The sequence below is a fragment of the Streptomyces sp. BK208 genome (assembly GCF_004364245.1).
Lineage (GTDB): Bacteria > Actinomycetota > Actinomycetes > Streptomycetales > Streptomycetaceae > Streptomyces.
On sequence record NZ_SOAV01000005.1, the window covers coordinates 31,069 to 48,137 of the forward strand.

A 17,069-nucleotide genomic window follows, 5' to 3' on the forward strand; every position below is an offset into this window, starting at 1 on the left:
TCAGCGGGCCGCCGGGCGGCGACGGCGGCGCAGTGCCGGGTCGAGCAGCGCGGGCGGGGCGTCGAACTTCTCGTGCGCGGCCAGGTCGGTGCCGGGCGCGACGACGGCGTCGATCGCGTCGAGGACGTCGTCGGAGAGCACGGTGTCGGCGGCCGCGAGCTGGGAGCGCAGGTGGTCCAGGGTGCGGGGCCCGATGAGCGCGCCGGTGACGGCGGGGTGCGCGGTCACGAAGCCGAGCGCGAGCTGGATCAGGGTCAGGCCGGCCTCGTCGGCGATCGCGGCGAGCTTCTCGACGGCGTCGAGCCGGGCCCGGTTGGCGGGCAGGGCGGGGTCGAAGCGCTCGGGCAGGACCGCCGACCGGTGCGTGGCGACCGTCTGCCCCGCGCGCACCGCGCCGGACAGCCAGCCCGAGGCGAGCGGGCTCCACACGAGCACGCCGAGCCCGTACTGCTCGGCCACCGGCAGCACGTGGCTCTCGATCCCGCGCTGGAGCAGGGAGTAGCTGGGCTGCTCGGTGACGTACCGGCTCAGCCGGTGCTCGCGGGCGGCCCACTGCGCCTCGACGATCCGGTACGCGGGGAAGGTCGAGGAGCCGAAGTACCGGATCTTCCCGGCGCGCTGGAGGTCGGTGAGCGCGGACAGCGTCTCCTCGTCGCTGGTGTTCGGGTCCCACCGGTGGATCTGGTAGAGGTCGACGTGGTCGACGCCGAGCCTGCGCAGGCTGTTGTCCAGCTCGGTGACCAGCCAGCGCCGCGAGGAGCCCTGGTGGTTGGGCTCGTCGCTCATCGGCATGTTCGCCTTGGTGGCCAGCACGATGTCGTCGCGGCGCCCGGCGATCGCCTTGCCGACCATCTCCTCGGACTCGCCGCCGCTGTACCAGTCGGCGGTGTCGATGAGGTTGATGCCGCCCTCCAGGGCGGCGTCGACGATGGCGGTGGCCTCGTCCTGGGTGGTGTGCCCGATGCCGCCGAAGTTCATGGCGCCGAGCGCGAGCGAGCTGACCTGCACACCGGTGCGGCCCAAGGTGCGGTACTGCATGACGGTTCCTCCACGGGGTGGCTTGCGGGGTGGATCGAGGCATGACGTGGTGGCGGGTTCCACGCTCTGGCATCATGGGAGGCCAAGCGGAACGCCGTCCCGTTTACCCGGCCAACGATACGGAACGGTGTCCCGTTTATCAATCGACGAAGGGAACGGCACGGTGCAGGACGACGAAGCGGGGACGCGGCGGGCGGGGACGGGCCAGGGGGGCACGGGTCGCGCGGGCGAGGGCCAGGGGGGCGAGGGCCAGACGGGGGCGGGGGGGACGGGTCGGACGGGCGAGGGCCGAGCGAGCACGGGCCGGGCGGCGCAGGCGTCCTCCCGGCCCAAGCGTGCCGACGCCCGGCGCAACGAGAAGTCCCTGCTCGACGCCGCCGCCGCGGTGTTCGTCAGGGCGGGCGTGGAGGCCCCGGTGCGCGACATCGCGGCCGAGGCCGGCGTCGGCACGGCCACGATCTACCGCCACTTCCCGACCCGGGCGGACCTCATCATCGGCGTCTACCGCCACCAGGTGGAGGCCTGCGCCGAGGCCGGCCCCGCCCTGCTGGCGAGCAGCCCGACCCCGTACGCCGCCCTGGCGAGCTGGATCGACCTGTTCGTCGACTTCCTGGTCACCAAACACGGCCTCGCCGCGGTCCTCCAGTCCGACAACACCGGCTTCGAGACCCTGCACGCCTACTTCCTCGACCGCCTGGTCCCGGTCTGCACCGACCTCCTCGCCGCGGCGACCGCCTCCGGCGAGATCCGCACCGACGTACCGGCCATCGCCCTCATGCGCGGCGTCGGCAACCTCTGCATCGGCGCGGAAACCCCCGACCCGCGCTACGACGCGCGGCAACTGGTGGGGGTGCTGATCGCGGGGTTGCGCCGGAGGGACTGACAGCGGGTCGGGCTGGACGAGGCGGCGGGTGGAGTGTGCGCGCCGCGTTCGGCTACCCGGGCGGGCTGGAGGAACTGGTGCGCGACTTCGGCATGGACGTGGACTGACGCGTCCACAGAGTGAGGTCGCTGCTCGTCACCACGGCGATGGTGTGCCCGGAGGGGGAGAAGCCGGCCGCAGGGAAGGTGGAGCAGCCGGAGTGGAAGATGTGCCACCACTTCTCTCCGTGCGGACCGGTGTACGGGAGTCCGCCGCCGCGGGACAGCAGCACGCGTTCGTCCGGCCGGGCCGGGACGACGGTCTCACGGGCGCAGGCCGCTCAGCAGTTCGTCCGTCGCGGGATACGGCCGCTCCACCGGCAGCAGGGCCCGGGCCGCGTCGAGGTCGTCCTCGATCACCAGGGCGTGGATCTCGTGGGCGAGTGGTGTCACGTCGCGGATGGCGACCGTCCACTCGTCGGCGTAGCGGCGTGCGGCCTCACCGGAGAGACCGAGCTGCAGGGAGCGGTACGGCAGGGGGCACAGGCGCAGGTCGCGCTCGGGGTCCCACTGGACGCGGGTGGGTGAACGCTTCAACGCGCGCTGCCAGGCGGCCCGGTCACCGTGCACGCCGGGCACGTGGCTGGACAGGCAGGCGTGGCGCAGGGCCCATTCGAAGCCCTCGCGGCTGATCTCGACGGCCAGGACGGTCTCCTGCCCCGGCTTCGCCGCCCAGCCGCAGCGGTACATCATCCACAGGAACGACGGCTTGATCCACGTCATCCTGTCCCGCTTCCAGGCGGCGGGAAAGCGGCCCTCCCGGGCGGCCGGGAGGCCGATCTCCGGGGTGTACGCCTGGTAGACGGTGACGGTGGACGCCGTGTGGTCCGCCCGGATCCGGTGTCGAGGTTCCTGCATGCCGTACAGCTTGTGACGTGGGCCCGGACGCGGGCCACCCGTTTTCCGCGGAGACGGCCGCACCCCGAGGGGAGGACGAGGGACGGGGGTGGAATCGTCGGGGGGCCTCGTGCGTTGCACGCAGGGTGGGCATGAAAGGCCGGTCGTGTGCGGGCCGAGCAGCCCGGGTGACCGAGCCGAGAGAGACATTGGAGGGCCGCAATGGCTGCGCAGACGCAGAGGGCCGTGCTGGCGGGCGGATGCTTCTGGGGGATGGAGGAGCTGATCCGTCGGCTGCCGGGCGTGACCGCGACCCGGGTCGGCTACACCGGGGGTGACGTGCCGAACGCGACGTACCGCGACCACGGCACGCACGCGGAGGCCATCGAGATCCTCTACGACCCCGAGGCGACCGACTACCGCGCGCTTCTGGAGTTCTTCTTCCAGATCCACGACCCGAGCACCAAGAACCGCCAGGGCAACGACATCGGCCTCAGCTACCGCTCGGCGATCTACTACGTCGACGACGAGCAGAAGCGGATCGCTGAGGACACCATCGCCGACGTGGACGCCTCCGGACTGTGGCCCGGCAAGGTCGTCACCGAGGTGGAGCCGGTCGGCCCCTTCTGGGAGGCCGAGCCGGAGCACCAGGACTACCTGCAGCGGTACCCGGACGGGTACACCTGCCACTTCCCGCGACCGGGCTGGCGGCTGCCCGCCCGCGGCGAAGGCTGAGCGACAGCGGCCGGGCAACGGCAGCGGTGCGGAGCAGAGACGCCGCGTCGAGCGGCGACGCGGCGTCGAGCGGCGACAGCGGATGAGCGGAGGGCGGTCCGGCCGGGTTACGGCCGGGCCGTCGTCGTATGCGCGTCCTCGGCGCTCAGTGGGGCAGCGTCGCCGGGCTGCCGCCGTTCGCCTCGTAACCCGCGACCGCGAGCGCGCGGTAGACCGCGAACTCCGCCGCCGGGTCGGCCGACAGGGTCCAGGGCAGGGCGCCCACGTGGCCGTCTATGACCATCAGCTGGTTCATCGCCTCGGCCCAGCGCTCACCGCGGACCAGGAAGAAGACCAGCAGATGGCGGACGTGCGCCTGCATCGGGTCGTCCGGGCGGGCCGAGTGGACCGCGTGCAGCGCGCCGTGCACGGCCTTGGTGACGACCTCGCTCTGGTAGAAACCGGCGACCAGGTTGACCTCGGGCAGGTGCTCGAAGACCGCGAAGAGCGGCAGCGCCGCGAGGAGCGAACCCTGCGGGGCGCGGGCGGCCGCCGCCTCCGCGAAGGAGTACGCCAGGTCGCGCGAGCCGTGCCACTTCTCGCACCAGTACTGCAGGGCGGCCAGGTGCGCACCCATGTGATGCGGGGGGCGGTCCAGGATCTTCAGCCAGAGCTGCTCGAACTCCTCGCGCGGATAGCCGAGGCCGCGGGCCACCGACAGCTCGACGATGTACGGCACGGGGTCGCCGGGGGCGAGAAGGGCCGCCTCGCCGCAGGCCGCCTTGGCCTCCTCCATGATGATCCGGAAGTCGTCCGTGCCCGGCGTCGCCGTCCGCCACGCCTGCTGCACCAGGAACTCGGCGTGCACCGCCGCGCCGCCGGCGTCCTTCGGGGCCTCGGCCCGCCACACCCGCAGCCATTGCCCGCCCGGCGTCTGACCCACACCGCCCGGCCGCTGCCGCAGCTCCAGCGACGCGGCACCGGCGAAGGCCTGCACGCGCTGCCAGCGCCGCTCGCCCGCCGCCTCCGTGCCGGCGAGGAGCTGCTGCGCCCCCCGGTAGTCCTGGGAGCGCTGCACCAGGTCCAGGACGTCCAGCAGGTCCTGGTCGGGACCCGGCATGCGGACGTCCAGCTCCTCCTCGCGGGCGAAGCCGTAGTTCGCCGGGTCCGCCGCGTCCGGGTGGCCGGGCGGGACGAGGCCGACCGCGCCGCGCCGGCGCCGCGAGAGTTGGAGCAGCACGAAGCCGAGCATGACCAGTGCCATCAGGACCCACAGAATCTCCATGTCTCAAGCGAACCAGACGCCGCCGACAATTGGCCAACCCGTCCCGCGCCCTGTGGAAAACGCACGAGGCGTTCCGCACGGCTACCCTCGGTGCCCATGAGCGACAGGCACATCAGTCAGCACTTCGAGACGCTCGCGATTCACGCGGGCAACACCGCCGATCCCCTGACGGGCGCGGTCGTCCCGCCGATCTATCAGGTGTCGACCTACAAACAGGACGGCGTCGGGGGGTTGCGCGGCGGCTACGAGTACAGCCGCAGCGCGAACCCGACCCGCACGGCCCTGGAGGAGAATCTCGCCGCCCTGGAGGGCGGCCGTCGCGGTCTCGCGTTCGCGTCCGGACTGGCGGCCGAGGACTGCCTGTTGCGTACGCTGCTGCGCCCCGGCGACCACGTGGTGATCCCCAACGACGCCTACGGCGGCACCTTCCGCCTCTTCGCCAAGGTCGCCACCCGGTGGGGCGTGGAGTGGTCGGTCGCCGACACGAGCGACGCCGCCGCCGTGCGGGCCGCCCTCACCCCGAAGACCAAGGTGGTGTGGGTGGAGACCCCCTCCAACCCGCTGCTCGGCATCACCGACATCGCCCAGGTCGCCCAGGTCGCCCGGGACGCCGGCGCCCGGCTCGTCGTCGACAACACCTTCGCCACCCCGTACCTCCAGCAGCCGCTGGCGCTCGGCGCCGACGTCGTCGTGCACTCGCTGACCAAGTACATGGGCGGGCACTCGGACGTCGTGGGCGGCGCGCTGATCGTCGACGACCAGGAGCTGGGCGAGGAACTGGCGTTCCACCAGAACGCGATGGGCGCGGTCGCCGGGCCCTTCGACTCCTGGCTGGTGCTGCGCGGCACCAAGACCCTCGCGGTGCGCATGGACCGGCACAGCGAGAACGCGACCAAGGTCGCCGAGATGCTCTCGCGGCACCCGCGCGTGACGAGCGTGCTGTACCCGGGGCTGCCCGAGCACCCGGGGCACGAGGTCGCCGCCAAGCAGATGAAGGCGTTCGGCGGCATGGTGTCGTTCCGCGTCGAGGGCGGCGAGCAGGCGGCCGTCGCGGTGTGCGACCGCGCGAAGGTCTTCACGCTCGGCGAGTCCCTCGGCGGCGTCGAGTCGCTGATCGAGCACCCGGGCCGGATGACGCACGCCTCCGTGGCCGGCTCCGCCCTGGAGGTGCCCTCGGACCTGGTGCGGCTGTCGGTCGGCATCGAGAACGCGGAGGACCTGCTGGCCGACCTCCAGCAGGCGCTGGGCTAGCGGACCGGGCTCACCAGCTCTCCCAGCCGGTCACGGGCGGGGTCGTCTCCGAAGGCGGCTCCGCCCACGGCTGTGCCGTCAGCGCCCACACCGCGAACACCACGGCCGCGGCGCCGGTCAGCAGCCACATCAGGCGGCGGGCCGCCCTCCTGCGTCGCAGTATGCGCCCGCCCCGGCGCACGGCCTCCGCGTACAGGTCGGGCGGCACCCGGGGCGGCGACTGCTCCATGAGCCGCCGCGCGGCCGCCTCGCGCCGGGCCCGGTTCACCGACACCTCCCGGCGCACCGCGCGCGCGTGACCCTCGCGCCCCCCGCGCCCCTCATGGCCCTCATGCCTTTCGTGCCGCCGGGCCGGGAGCCGGCCGCGGCATGCGGCCCGGCGACGGACGCGACGCCTGCCCCGGCGGCGGTCATAGCCCCCGCTCCGGTGTCGGTCGCGGCCCCGGTGTGGGACGCGGCCCCGGCGCTGGTCGTAGCGCCCGCCCCGCTGCGGGTCGCGGGACCGCTCCTCGCGTCGTTCGCCGGGTGGGTCCGCCCGGCCGCCGCCACGCCCGTCATGGCGTCGCCGCCTCGGCTCCGGTCGCCTTCGCCGCCACCGGGCGGGCCGGCGCGGGCGGTGGGTGCAGGAGCGTGGTCGTCGCCCGGGCGCAGATCGTCCGGATCCGGTCCACGGGCAGGCCCAGCAGCGCGGCCGCCTGTTCCTCGGCGACGCCTTCGTACAGCCTGAGCACCAGGACCAGGCGCTCCTGCGGGGCGAGGGCGCCCAAGGTGCCCGCCGGGTGTCTGCGGGCCCGGGCGAGCACGCCGTACCGGTGCCAGACCTCGCGGGCGAACCGCATGGCCAGGTACTGGCGGGCGCGGTCGTACGGGTCCTCGCCGTGCAGCCGGTCCCAGGACGCGTACGTGTGCGCCAGGCTCAGGGCCAGCAGGCGCCGCGCGCGCGGATTGGCGTCCGGGGCCTCGGCGGTGAGCAGGGTCGCGGCATGCAGCAGCCGCCCTGCCGCACCCGCGACGAACGCCTCGAACTCGCGGGCCCGGCGGGCACCGTGGGACGCATGCCGATCTCGCACCGCGCCTCCCGCCCGGACGGCGACGACCCCTGAGGTCTCATATCAGGCCAGGGGCGGCCCGCCGGTCAAGGGTTCGGCGCGAACCCCGCTCCGAAAGCCGCGGAGCCGCAGGGGCGCGGAGCCGCGGAGTCACGGAGGCGGGAGCCGGGGAACCACCGAACCGCGTACGGCTGCTGAAGGCGTGCGATCGGTCAGGAGCCCGACGGCGTCTCGGTGGCCGCCACGCCGGAGGGGGCCATCCGTGCGGACAGGGCACCGTTGAAGCGGGCCAGGAGGGCGCAGAACGTCTCGCGCTCCTCCGGCTCCCAGTCGCGGGTCAGCTCGGCCATGAGCTGACGCCGGGAGGAGCGGACCTCCTCCAGCCGTGCCACGCCGCGCGGGGACAGCTGCAGGACCACGGCGCGTCCGTCCTCGGGGTGGGAGGTCCGCTTGACGAGTCCGGTGTCCACGAGCGGGGCCACCTGCCGGGTGACCGTGGAGGAGTCGATGCCCATGCTCGCGGCGAGCGCCTTCACGCCCATCGGGCCCTCCTTGTCGAGCCGGTTGAGCAGCAGGTACGCGGCGCGGTCCATGGAGTTGCGCACCTGCCCGACCCCGCCGAGCCGGGTCTGTTCGGCGCGGCGGGCGAAGAGCGCGACCTCGTGCTGGAGCGTCTCGAGAAGACCGGTGTCACCGGCGGTCGTCATGTCCATCGACATTTCAGGCGTTGTGGGCATGGCCGGGGGCTCACTTCGTGGAGGGCTGCTAATTGGGGGACAGGGTACGCGGCCGGGCGCCGAGGCGTACCGGCGCTGGGCAAAGCGGGTCTCGGAGGTTGGTCACAACGGCCCCGGGCGACCCGGAACTGCGATGCTGGAGGGTATGAGCTACACCACAGCGGCCCTGGTCGGTCCCGTCACCCTGGACGACGTGCGCGGAGCCCAGAAGATGCTCTCGGGCGTGGCACGGGTGACGGCGATGGAGGGCAGCCGCCACCTGTCGCAGCTGGTCGGCTCGCCGGTGCACTTCAAGTGCGAGAACCTCCAGCGGACCGGCTCGTTCAAGCTGCGCGGCGCCTACGTGCGGATCGCCGGACTGCTGCCCGAGCAGCGGGCCGCGGGGGTGGTCGCGGCGAGCGCGGGCAACCACGCGCAGGGCGTGGCGCTGGCGTCGTCCCTGCTCGGCGTGCGGTCGACGGTGTTCATGCCGAAGGGCGCGCCGCTGCCGAAGATCAGCGCGACCCGGGACTACGGCGCCGAGGTGCGGCTGCACGGACAGGTCGTCGACGAGACGCTGGCCGCCGCCCAGGAGTACGCGGAGCGGACCGGGGCGGTGTTCATCCACCCCTTCGACCATCCCGACGTCATCGCGGGCCAGGGCACCGTCGGGCTGGAGATCCTGGAGCAGTGTCCCGAGGTGCGGACCGTCGTGGTCGGTATCGGCGGGGGTGGCCTCGCGGCGGGCATCGCGGTGGCGGTGAAGGCGCTGCGGCCCGACGTGCGGATCGTGGGCGTGCAGGCGGAGGGCGCGGCGGCGTACCCGCCCTCGCTGGCCGCGGGGCGCCCGGTGGCGGTCGAGAACCCGGCGACGATGGCCGACGGCATCAAGGTGGGGCGGCCGGGCGACGTGCCGTTCGGGATCGTCGGCGAGCTGGTGGACGAGGTCCGCACGGTTTCCGAGGACGCGTTGTCCACGGCCCTGCTGCTGTGCCTGGAGCGGGCGAAGCTGGTGGTGGAACCGGCCGGCGCGAGCCCGGTGGCGGCGCTGCTGAGTGAGCCCGGCACCTTCGCGGGGCCGGTGGTCGCGGTCCTGTCCGGCGGCAACGTGGACCCGGTGCTGATGCAGGGCGTGCTGCGGCACGGCATGGCCGCGCAGGGCCGCTACCTGGCGGTCCGGCTCCGGCTGACGGACCGGCCCGGCGCCCTGGCCACGCTCCTCGGGGTGTTGTCAGTGGTCGACGCTAACGTCCTCGACGTGAGCCACGTGCGGACCCATCCACGGCTCGGGCTCACGGAGGCGGAGGTCGAACTGCACCTGGAGACGAAGGGCCCGGAGCACTGTGCCGAGGTCGGCAGGGCGCTGCGGGAGGCGGGCTACACCGTCATCGCCTGAGCCCCGACGGGGGCCGGTGGCCGCTTCGCCGCCCGTTCGTCACTCGTTCGAGTAACTGCATTGTGAGACGCGATACATCGCGTTACGGTGTGTCATGTGTCGCTCGATGAGCGCGGCGAAACGTACATACCTAGGCTTTCCGAAGATTTCCCCGACGACGTGGAGACTCATATGCCAGGCGCCATCTATGCCGAAGGCCTGGTGAAGACCTTCGGTGACGTAAGGGCTCTGGACGGCGTCGACCTGGACGTCCCCGAGGGCACGGTCCTCGGCCTGCTCGGGCCGAACGGCGCGGGCAAGACCACCGCCGTCCGCTGCCTGACGACCCTGTTGCGCCCCGACAGCGGCAGAGCGGTCGTCGCGGGCATCGACGTCCTCAGGCAGCCCAACGAGGTGCGGCGTTCCATCGGCCTCTCCGGCCAGTTCGCCGCGGTCGACGAGTACCTGACCGGCCGGGAGAACCTGCAGATGGTCGGCCAGCTCTACCAGATGAAGGGCAGGGCGGCGAAGGCCCGGGCCGGTGAGCTGCTCGACCAGTTCCATCTCTCGGACGCCGCCGACCGCCCCACCAAGACCTACTCGGGAGGCATGCGCCGCAGGCTCGACCTGGCGGCAGCCCTGGTCGTCTCCCCGCCCGTCATGTTCATGGACGAACCGACGACCGGCCTCGACCCGCGCAACCGGCAGGAGCTGTGGGAGGTCATCAAGCAGCTGGTCGCCGGCGGCACGACCCTGCTGCTGACCACGCAGTACCTGGAGGAGGCCGATCACCTGGCACACGACATCGCGGTCGTCGACCACGGCCGCGTCATCGCCCGCGGCACCTCCGACCAGCTCAAGGCCCGCACCGGCGGAGAGCGCGTCGAGGTCGTGGTCCACGAGCGCGAGCACATGGGGACGGCCTCCGAGGTGCTGGCCCGGTTCGGCAAGGGATCGACCACCGTCGAGGAGCACACCCGCAAGCTGACCGTCCCCGTGACCGGCGGCGCGAAGCTGCTCGCCGAGGTCATCCGCGAGCTCGACGTCCGCGGCATCGAGATCGACGACATCGGCCTGCGCCGCCCCACCCTCGACGACGTCTTCCTCTCCCTCACCGGCCACGTGGCCGAGGCGAAGGACGAGACCAGCGGTCCGGCGGACGCCGCCGGCCGCGAGCAGCAGAAGGAGACCGCCCAGTGAGCGCCGCCACCGACACGACGCCGCCCGCGGCACCCCCCAACGCCATCGGCCAGTCCGTCCGGGACTCCCTCGTCATCGCCCGCAGAAACCTGATCCGGATGACCCGGATCCCGGAGATGGTCCTGTTCGGGATCATCCAGCCGGTGATGTTCGTGGTCCTCTTCACGTACGTCTTCGGCGGCTCGATGAAGATCGGGAACACCACCGATCCGGATGTCTACAAGGACTTCCTGATGGCGGGCATCTTCGCGCAGACCGTTACCTTCGCCACCGCGGGATCGGCGGCCGGCATCGCCGACGACATGCAGAAGGGGCTCGTCGACCGCTTCCGGTCCCTGCCGATGGCCCGCGGCGCGGTCCTCACCGGCCGCACCGTCGCCGATCTCGTACAGACGGCGATCACGCTGCTCGTCCTCGCGATAGTCGCGCTGATCGTGGGCTGGCGCACCGGATCCGCCGACCCGACCAGCGCCGGGGAGGTCCTGGCCGGCTTCGGGCTGCTGCTGCTCCTGGGCTACGCCTTCACCTGGATCGGCGCGCTGATCGGTCTCTCCGTGCGCACCCCGGAGGCGGCGACCTCGGGAGGGATCATCTGGCTGTTCCCGGTGACGTTCGTCTCGAACGCCTTCGTGGACTCCAGTCAGATGACGCCCTGGCTGCGGCACATCGCCGAGTGGAACCCGTTCAGCGCCACGGTGCAGGCCTGCCGGGAGCTGTTCGGGAACCCGGGTGTCGTGCAGTCCGACGCCTGGCCGATGCAGCATCCCGTCTGGGCCTCGCTGATCTGGTCCGTCCTGATCATCGCGGTCTTCCGGACGCTGGCGGTGCGCAAGTACCGCTCGGCGGCCAGCTGACCTCAGGACCCACGGCCCCCGGGACTCACAGGCAGCGGGCCGGCAGAACGACGACGAGCCCCCGGCGTCACGGGGACACCGGGGGCTCGGCCAAGCCGGTCGGCCGGCTGCGGCCGGCCGACGGGGCGCGTCAGCCGTTGTACGGCTCGGCCGTGAGGATCTTCACCGAGGCCGGCTTGCCGTTGGGCAGCTCGTACTGCGCGTCCTCGCCGACCTTGTGGCCGAGGACGCCCGAGCCCAGCGGGGACTGCGGCGAGTAGGTCTCGATGTCCGAGCTCGCGTACTCGCGGGAGGCGAGCAGGAAGGTCAGCGTGTCGTCCTCGTCACCGTCGAAGGCGATCGTGACGACCATGCCGGGTGCCACCACGCCGTCGGCGGCCGGAGCCTCACCGACCTTGGCGCTCTCCAGCAGCTGGGTCAGCTGGCGCACGCGGAGCTCCTGCTTGCCCTGCTCCTCCTTCGCCGCGTGGTACCCGCCGTTCTCGCGCAGGTCCCCCTCCTCACGAGCCGCGGCGATCTTGGCAGAGATCTCGGTGCGCGCAGGACCAGTAAGGTATTCAAGCTCCTCCTTGAGCTTGTTGTACGCCTCCTGGGTCAGCCAGGTGACGTTCTCGCTGGTCTGGGTCACGGGTGCTCCTCGTTGGTACTGGGAATACAAATCAACGCCCTACCCAGAAGGATGTTCCTTCACGGAAGGGCGAAACCACGAGCCTAACAATTCAGTGGCCAAAGGGGGAGGACATAAGCCACCAGATTCCTGTCGCAGCAGGCCAGGCGGTACGTATTGGCGCCGGCGAGCCCCGTCGGATCACTCCGGATGGCAGCCGAGCAGCTCGGCCGACGTCCCCGCGGCCTTGGTGCGCAGGGTGACGACCTTGTCGATCCGCGTCTCGTCCCCGTCGAAGCGGAAGTCGGCCCGGCCCACCTCGTCGCCGTCCTCCGCCTGGGAGCGCACCGTGCAGTAGCCGGTGACCCCCTCGTCCTTGCGGACCTCAAGGTGGACCTGCACCGAGTCGTCGGCGAGCTCGAAGCCGATCAGCTCACCGCTGATCTTGTTCTGGCCGACGTAGTGGTAGCCGAACCAGCCGATGAGCGCGAGCAGGAGCGCGCCGAGCACGGCCCCGACGGTCTTGAGGGTGCGATCGGCGCGTTCGTCCGAGGAGCGGCCGTACCGACCCTGAGGCGTCCGCGTGCTCGCCGTACTCATGATCGTCCTCTCGGCAGAAGCCGGTCCGTCCGGGCTCCGGAATTTTTCGTCCCCCGATTCGGTCACTATAGAAGCCTCCGATTGCGCCGATGCACACGGGCGCCGACTGACCCGAGGATTGAGTCTTGACTGACCAGCTGCGACTGATGGCCGTCCACGCCCACCCCGACGACGAGTCGAGCAAGGGCGCGGCCACCATGGCGAAGTACGTGTCCGAGGGGGTGGACGTGCTGGTGGTGACCTGCACCGGCGGGGAACGCGGCTCCATCCTCAACCCGAAGCTCCAGGGCGACGCGTACATCGAGGAGAACATCCACGAGGTGCGCAGGAAGGAGATGGACGAGGCCCGGGAGATCCTGGGCGTGGGGCAGGAATGGCTCGGCTTCGTCGACTCCGGCCTGCCCGAGGGCGACCCGCTGCCGCCGCTGCCGGAGGGCTGCTTCGCCCTGGAGGACGTCGACAAGGCGGCCGGTGAGCTGGTGCGGAAGATCCGCTCCTTCCGGCCCCAGGTGATCACCACCTACGACGAGAACGGCGGCTATCCGCACCCGGACCACATCATGACCCACAAGATCACGATGGTGGCGTTCGAGGGTGCGGCCGACACCGAGAAGTATCCCGAGGGCGAGTACGGACCGGCGTACCAGCCGCTGAAGGTCTACTACAACCAGGGCTTCAACCGGCCCCGCACCGAGGCGCTGCACAACGCGCTGCTGGAGCGCGGCCTGGAGTCGCCCTACCACGACTGGCTCAAGCGCTGGGCGGAGTTCGAGCGCAAGGAGCGCACCCTCACCACGCACGTGCCCTGCGCGGACTTCTTCGAGATCCGCGACAAGGCGCTGATCGCGCACGCCACGCAGATCGACCCCGACGGGGGCTGGTTCCGGGTGCCGATGGAGATCCAGAAGGAGGTCTGGCCCACCGAGGAGTACGAGCTGGCCAAGTCCCTCGTGGAAACCTCCCTCCCCGAGGACGACCTCTTCGCGGGTATCCGGGACAATGCCTGACATGAGTGCAAGCGCAAGCCTGGCAATGACGCATCTCGTCACCCTCGCCGAGCTGGACGAGGACAAGGTCACCCCCGGTGTCCTCGGGTTCGTCGTGTTCGCGGTGATGGCTCTGGCGGTGTGGGGCCTGATGAAGTCCATGAACCGGCACATGGGCAAGGTCGACTTCAAGGAGGCGGCGGAGCAGGACGCCTCCGGTGGCGGCGAGGCGAAGCCCCAGCGGGGTTAGACCCGCCGGGACCAGGCCGGGACCAAGCCCCGCGTCGTGGCGGTCACGTCGTGACCGCCACGCCCATCACCTCCCTCGCCTGGCGGCCCGGGACCATGCCCAGACGCCAGGCCTGCCAGCCCGCCTCCAGTTGCACGCCCCGCTCCAGGAGAAGCTGGTAGGCGTCCACGTAGTCGTCCAGCTCGGAGTCGCGGGCGGGGTGGCGGGCGCGGGACAGCTGGGCCAGTTCCTCCTGCGCCACCGCGGTGCCGACCTCCACCCCGCCGGGGGCCGCGTAGGGCAGCAGCGTGCAGCGCAGGAAGCGGGCCCAGTCCTCGCCCCGCCGGTCGCCGTACCCGGCGAAGAGGGCGGCGGCCTCGTCGCACAGGGCCAGCGCCTGCGGGGTACGGGCGTTGCCCGCGTCCACGACCGCAAGTTCCAGACACGTCCACGCCTCCCCGTGCGCCACGCCGATGCGCTGGAAGTCGGCGCGCGCGTCGACCAGGAGCTGGCGGGCGAAGCCCGAGTTGCGCAGCGAGCCGGTCTGGGCGGCGCGCTGATCCCGGGTGACCCGGGCCGAGTGGTGCCGGGCGCAGGCCAGGCCGTACACGTCCCGCATCCGGGAGAACATCGTGCGGGAGCGCTCCAGCTCGCGCACCGACTGGTCCAGGTCGCCGGTCTCCTCCAGGGCCTGGCCCAGGTAGTACACGGTCCACGCCTCGCCGCGGGCGTCCTCGTTCTCGCGGTGCCGGGCCGCCGCCCGCCGCAGCTCCGCCACCGCCTCCGAGGCGTCGCCGTCCACCAGGCGGGCCCGCGCCAGCTGGGTCAGCGCCCACGCCTCCCCGCGCGCGTCCTGGGTGCGGCCGTACAGCTCCAGGGCCGCCCGCAGGTCCGCCTCCGCGCCCGGGACGTCGCCCCTGCGCAGGTGCAGCTGGCCGAGCTGGAAGTGGGCCCACGCCTGGCCGTGCAACGACTCGCCCGCGCGGTGCAGCACCAGCGACTCGGTGAGCAGCTCCAGGGCCTCGGCCAGCCGGGCCCGGTCGCGCTGGACCGCCGCCAGCGCGTGCAGCGTCCACGCCCGGTCCGTGTCCAGCTCCGGAGCGGCCTGCAGGTCCAGTGCCTCCCGGAGCTTGGCCGCCGCGTCGGTCAGGTTGCCCTGGTGGTGCAGCGTGATCCCCAGCGAGCACAGGGCACGCGCCGCACCGGCGTCGTGGTGGGCGTCCCGGTACAGGTCGACCACGGAGGCCAGCGTCGTACGCGCCTTGTCCAGCTCGCCCAGCTGCCGGGCCGCGATACCGGTGCGCCACTGCACCGAGCGCACCAGCAGCCCCTGGTCCACGGACTGCGCCAGCTCGCTGATCTCCCCCAGTCGGTACAGGTCGCCGCGCAGCAGGCAGTAGTCGCACAGCGCGCCCAGCAGGTTCAGCACCGCGCCCTGGTCGACGCCCTCGGCGTGCCGCAGCGCCGCCGTGATGAAGCTCGACTCGTCGTCCAGCCAGCGCAGCGCCTCGTCCAGGGACGTGAAGCCGTACTGTCCGAACTGGTTGGAGCGGGTCGACATGTTGCCGTCGACCAGGCGCAGCACGGAGTCGGCCAGCTCGGCGTAGTTGGCGATGAGGCGTTCCTGCGCGGCCGTCCGCTCGCCGGGCTCCTCCTCGTCGGCGAGGCGGGCGCGGGCGAAGGCGCGCACCACGTCGTGCAGGCGGTAGCGGCTGCCCCGGACGTGGTCGATCAGACCCGCCCGCGACAGGGCCGTCAGCTGCCGGGTGGCCTCCGTCTCGTCCGTGGCGAGCAGCGCGGCGGCGGCAGCTGCACCCAGCGAGGTGCGTCCCGCCAGCGCCAGCCGCCGCAGCAGCCGCCGGGCCGGCTCCGACTGGTCGGTGTAGCGCAGCCACAGCGCCCGTTCGACCGGTTCCACGGGACCGTAGGCGCCCAGGTCGGTCGCCAGCGCGCGCGGTGAGCGCGGGCCCAGCGACGACCCGGCGATCCGCAGCGCCAGCGGCAGCCCGCCGCACAGGTGCCGGATCAGGTCGCCGGCCTCGGCGTCGTACGGCCCCGAGGCGTCCTCGGCGGCGGCGCCCAGCAACTCCTCCGCGCCCGCCGCGTCCAGCTCCGCGACGGGCAGGTCGTACACCCGGGCCGGCAGGTCGGGCGGCAGCCTGAGCGCCTCGCGCGCGGTGACCAGCACCAGGCTGTCCGACCGCTCCGGCACCAGCGCCCGTACCTGCTCGGGGTCCGAGGCGTCGTCGAGGACGACGGTGACCGGCACGCCCGTCAGATGCTGGTGGTACAGCTCGCTGAGCCGCTTGACCTGCTGGTCGGCGGAGGACCGCTCCCGGAACAGCAGCTGCTCGCGCGGCGCCCCGAGCCGGTTCAGCAGGTGCAGCAGGGCGTCCCGGGTGCTCAACGGCGACTCGCCGCCCGCTCCGGGACCGCCCGCCCCGGAGCCGCTGACCCCGGCGGCGTCGGCCCCGGAGCCGCCCGCTCCCGGGCCACCGGAACCGCTCCCGCGCAGGTCGACCAGGCAGGCCCCGCGGAAGTAGTCCCGCAGCTCGTGGACGGCCCGCACCGCCAGCGTCGTACGGCCGCTGCCCGGCGGACCGTGCAGCACGACCACCGTCGGCTTCGTCTCCGTGCCGGCCCGGGCCGCCTGCACCCACTGCCGCAGCCGCGCCATCTCCTGCCGCCGGCCCGCGAACGGGCCGTCCGCCACGGGAAGTTGCCCGAACGACTGCTCCAGGGCGCTGCGCCCCCGCGCGGCCGCGCTCTTGTCGGCGCCCCGTAGCTTCGGCCCGGTCCTGGCCGGCCCGGTGGACGCGGCCAGCATCCGCTGCTGGTCCAGGAAGGGCCGGATGCCGCGCACCTCCAGCGCGGTGAGCCACTGCAGCCGCAGCTGCTCGGGACCGCCGGGCTGGCCGGCCGCCCCGGCCCGGTGATGGGCGGCCGGCACATGGACCCCGGCCACCTTCACCACCGTCGCCGCGGCGCCGACGACCCCGACCGTCATTCCCGCGCCCACCGCGGTGCCGGTCCCGGTGCCGAGCGCCACGTCGGCCACCACCGCGGCGACGGCCGCCACGGCGGCCACCAGCAGCGGAGTGCCGGCGCCCTCACGGGCGTAGCGCTGGCGGAAGGTGAGCTGCCCGGCGGCGGCCTCGTCGAGTGCGTGGGTGTAGGCCGCGTACTCCTCGCCTGCCGTCCCCGCCATGGCGTCCAGTGCCGCGCGCGCCCGGGAGAGCAGCACGTTCCCGTCCGTGCGTCCGCCCGAGCGCCGTACCTCCTCCTCCACGGCCCGCCTGAGCAGCGCTTCGGCCTCCGCCCGATGACTGTCCCGCATGTCGCGCCCCCTCCGGCGGCATCCCTCCTCCGCCGGGACCGCCCCGGACGCCCCGGTGGCCCCGGGCGTC

General features: G+C 72.7%; 17 protein-coding genes and 1 pseudogene. 8 read left to right on the forward strand and 10 right to left on the reverse strand.

Annotated elements, in window-relative coordinates; all coding sequences use genetic code 11:
* Complete coding sequence (locus EV562_RS13695; protein WP_133887083.1) at positions 1–1,038, reverse strand: aldo/keto reductase; 1,038 nt, start codon at positions 1,036–1,038, stop codon at positions 1–3.
* Between the two features lie 163 nt (positions 1,039–1,201).
* Here EV562_RS13695 and EV562_RS13700 point away from each other — a divergent pair, with 163 nt between their 5' ends.
* Positions 1,202–1,921, forward strand: coding sequence for a TetR/AcrR family transcriptional regulator (locus EV562_RS13700; RefSeq protein WP_347877073.1), 720 nt, complete (start codon positions 1,202–1,204; stop codon positions 1,919–1,921).
* 52 nt (positions 1,922–1,973) lie between these two features.
* Here the strand turns inward: EV562_RS13700 and EV562_RS13705 are convergent.
* A pseudogene (locus EV562_RS13705) lies at positions 1,974–2,225 on the reverse strand (hypothetical protein); the annotation flags it as partial.
* Positions 2,224–2,817, reverse strand: a complete 594-nt coding sequence (locus EV562_RS13710) for a DUF4291 domain-containing protein (protein ID WP_133887084.1) — start codon at positions 2,815–2,817, stop codon at positions 2,224–2,226. The pseudogene EV562_RS13705 and the gene EV562_RS13710, both read right to left, overlap by 2 nt.
* A gap of 201 nt (positions 2,818–3,018) precedes the next feature.
* Here EV562_RS13710 and msrA point away from each other — a divergent pair, with 201 nt between their 5' ends.
* Positions 3,019–3,531, forward strand: coding sequence for a peptide-methionine (S)-S-oxide reductase MsrA (gene msrA, locus EV562_RS13715; RefSeq protein ID WP_133887085.1), 513 nt, complete (start codon positions 3,019–3,021; stop codon positions 3,529–3,531).
* Between the two features lie 145 nt (positions 3,532–3,676).
* Here the strand turns inward: msrA and EV562_RS13720 are convergent, their stop codons facing one another.
* The gene (locus EV562_RS13720; RefSeq protein ID WP_133887086.1) at positions 3,677–4,795 is read right to left on the reverse strand and encodes a hypothetical protein; all 1,119 of its coding nucleotides are present in this window, start codon (positions 4,793–4,795) and stop codon (positions 3,677–3,679) included.
* 96 nt (positions 4,796–4,891) lie between these two features.
* Between EV562_RS13720 and EV562_RS13725 the strand changes: the two genes are divergently transcribed.
* Positions 4,892–6,046, forward strand: coding sequence for a cystathionine gamma-synthase (locus EV562_RS13725; RefSeq protein WP_133887087.1), 1,155 nt, complete (start codon positions 4,892–4,894; stop codon positions 6,044–6,046).
* A 10-nt stretch (positions 6,047–6,056) separates the two neighbouring features.
* Here EV562_RS13725 and EV562_RS13730 read toward each other — a convergent pair whose 3' ends face one another.
* From EV562_RS13730 to EV562_RS13740, 3 genes are all read right to left on the reverse strand, one after another.
* Entirely contained in the window at positions 6,057–6,314 is a 258-nt protein-coding gene (locus tag EV562_RS13730) for a hypothetical protein (RefSeq protein ID WP_133887088.1), read from the reverse strand.
* Between the two features lie 286 nt (positions 6,315–6,600).
* On the reverse strand, positions 6,601–7,116 hold the full coding sequence (locus EV562_RS13735; RefSeq protein ID WP_133887089.1) for a sigma factor-like helix-turn-helix DNA-binding protein: 516 nt from the start codon (positions 7,114–7,116) through the stop codon (positions 6,601–6,603).
* A gap of 191 nt (positions 7,117–7,307) precedes the next feature.
* Positions 7,308–7,808: a MarR family transcriptional regulator gene (locus tag EV562_RS13740; RefSeq protein ID WP_133887450.1), complete on the reverse strand. Its 501-nt coding sequence runs from the start codon at positions 7,806–7,808 to the stop codon at positions 7,308–7,310.
* Between the two features lie 169 nt (positions 7,809–7,977).
* Here EV562_RS13740 and ilvA point away from each other — a divergent pair, with 169 nt between their 5' ends.
* From ilvA to EV562_RS13755, 3 genes are all read left to right on the forward strand, one after another.
* A complete protein-coding gene (gene ilvA / locus EV562_RS13745) occupies positions 7,978–9,207 on the forward strand; it encodes a threonine ammonia-lyase (RefSeq protein WP_133887090.1) in 1,230 nt (409 codons plus the stop codon).
* A 171-nt stretch (positions 9,208–9,378) separates the two neighbouring features.
* Entirely contained in the window at positions 9,379–10,386 is a 1,008-nt protein-coding gene (locus EV562_RS13750) for an ATP-binding cassette domain-containing protein (protein ID WP_133887091.1), read from the forward strand.
* Positions 10,383–11,240, forward strand: coding sequence for an ABC transporter permease (locus EV562_RS13755; protein ID WP_133887092.1), 858 nt, complete (start codon positions 10,383–10,385; stop codon positions 11,238–11,240). Before EV562_RS13750 ends, EV562_RS13755 begins: the two co-directional genes overlap by 4 nt.
* Positions 11,241–11,370: 130 nt before the next feature.
* On the opposite strand, the gene greA is transcribed toward EV562_RS13755, so the two are convergent.
* Positions 11,371–11,868, reverse strand: coding sequence for a transcription elongation factor GreA (greA, locus tag EV562_RS13760; protein WP_133887093.1), 498 nt, complete (start codon positions 11,866–11,868; stop codon positions 11,371–11,373).
* 180 nt (positions 11,869–12,048) lie between these two features.
* On the reverse strand, positions 12,049–12,447 hold the full coding sequence (locus EV562_RS13765) for a DUF4307 domain-containing protein (protein WP_133887094.1): 399 nt from the start codon (positions 12,445–12,447) through the stop codon (positions 12,049–12,051).
* A 125-nt stretch (positions 12,448–12,572) separates the two neighbouring features.
* Between EV562_RS13765 and mca the strand changes: the two genes are divergently transcribed.
* Both mca and EV562_RS13775 read left to right on the forward strand, forming a co-directional pair.
* Positions 12,573–13,454, forward strand: coding sequence for a mycothiol conjugate amidase Mca (gene mca / locus EV562_RS13770; protein ID WP_133887095.1), 882 nt, complete (start codon positions 12,573–12,575; stop codon positions 13,452–13,454).
* A complete protein-coding gene (locus EV562_RS13775; protein ID WP_208298347.1) occupies positions 13,447–13,683 on the forward strand; it encodes a hypothetical protein in 237 nt (78 codons plus the stop codon). Before mca ends, EV562_RS13775 begins: the two co-directional genes overlap by 8 nt.
* Before the next feature lie 43 nt (positions 13,684–13,726).
* Here EV562_RS13775 and EV562_RS13780 read toward each other — a convergent pair whose 3' ends face one another.
* The gene (locus EV562_RS13780) at positions 13,727–16,999 is read right to left on the reverse strand and encodes a tetratricopeptide repeat protein (protein WP_166661769.1); all 3,273 of its coding nucleotides are present in this window, start codon (positions 16,997–16,999) and stop codon (positions 13,727–13,729) included.
* Positions 17,000–17,069 lie beyond the last annotated feature (70 nt).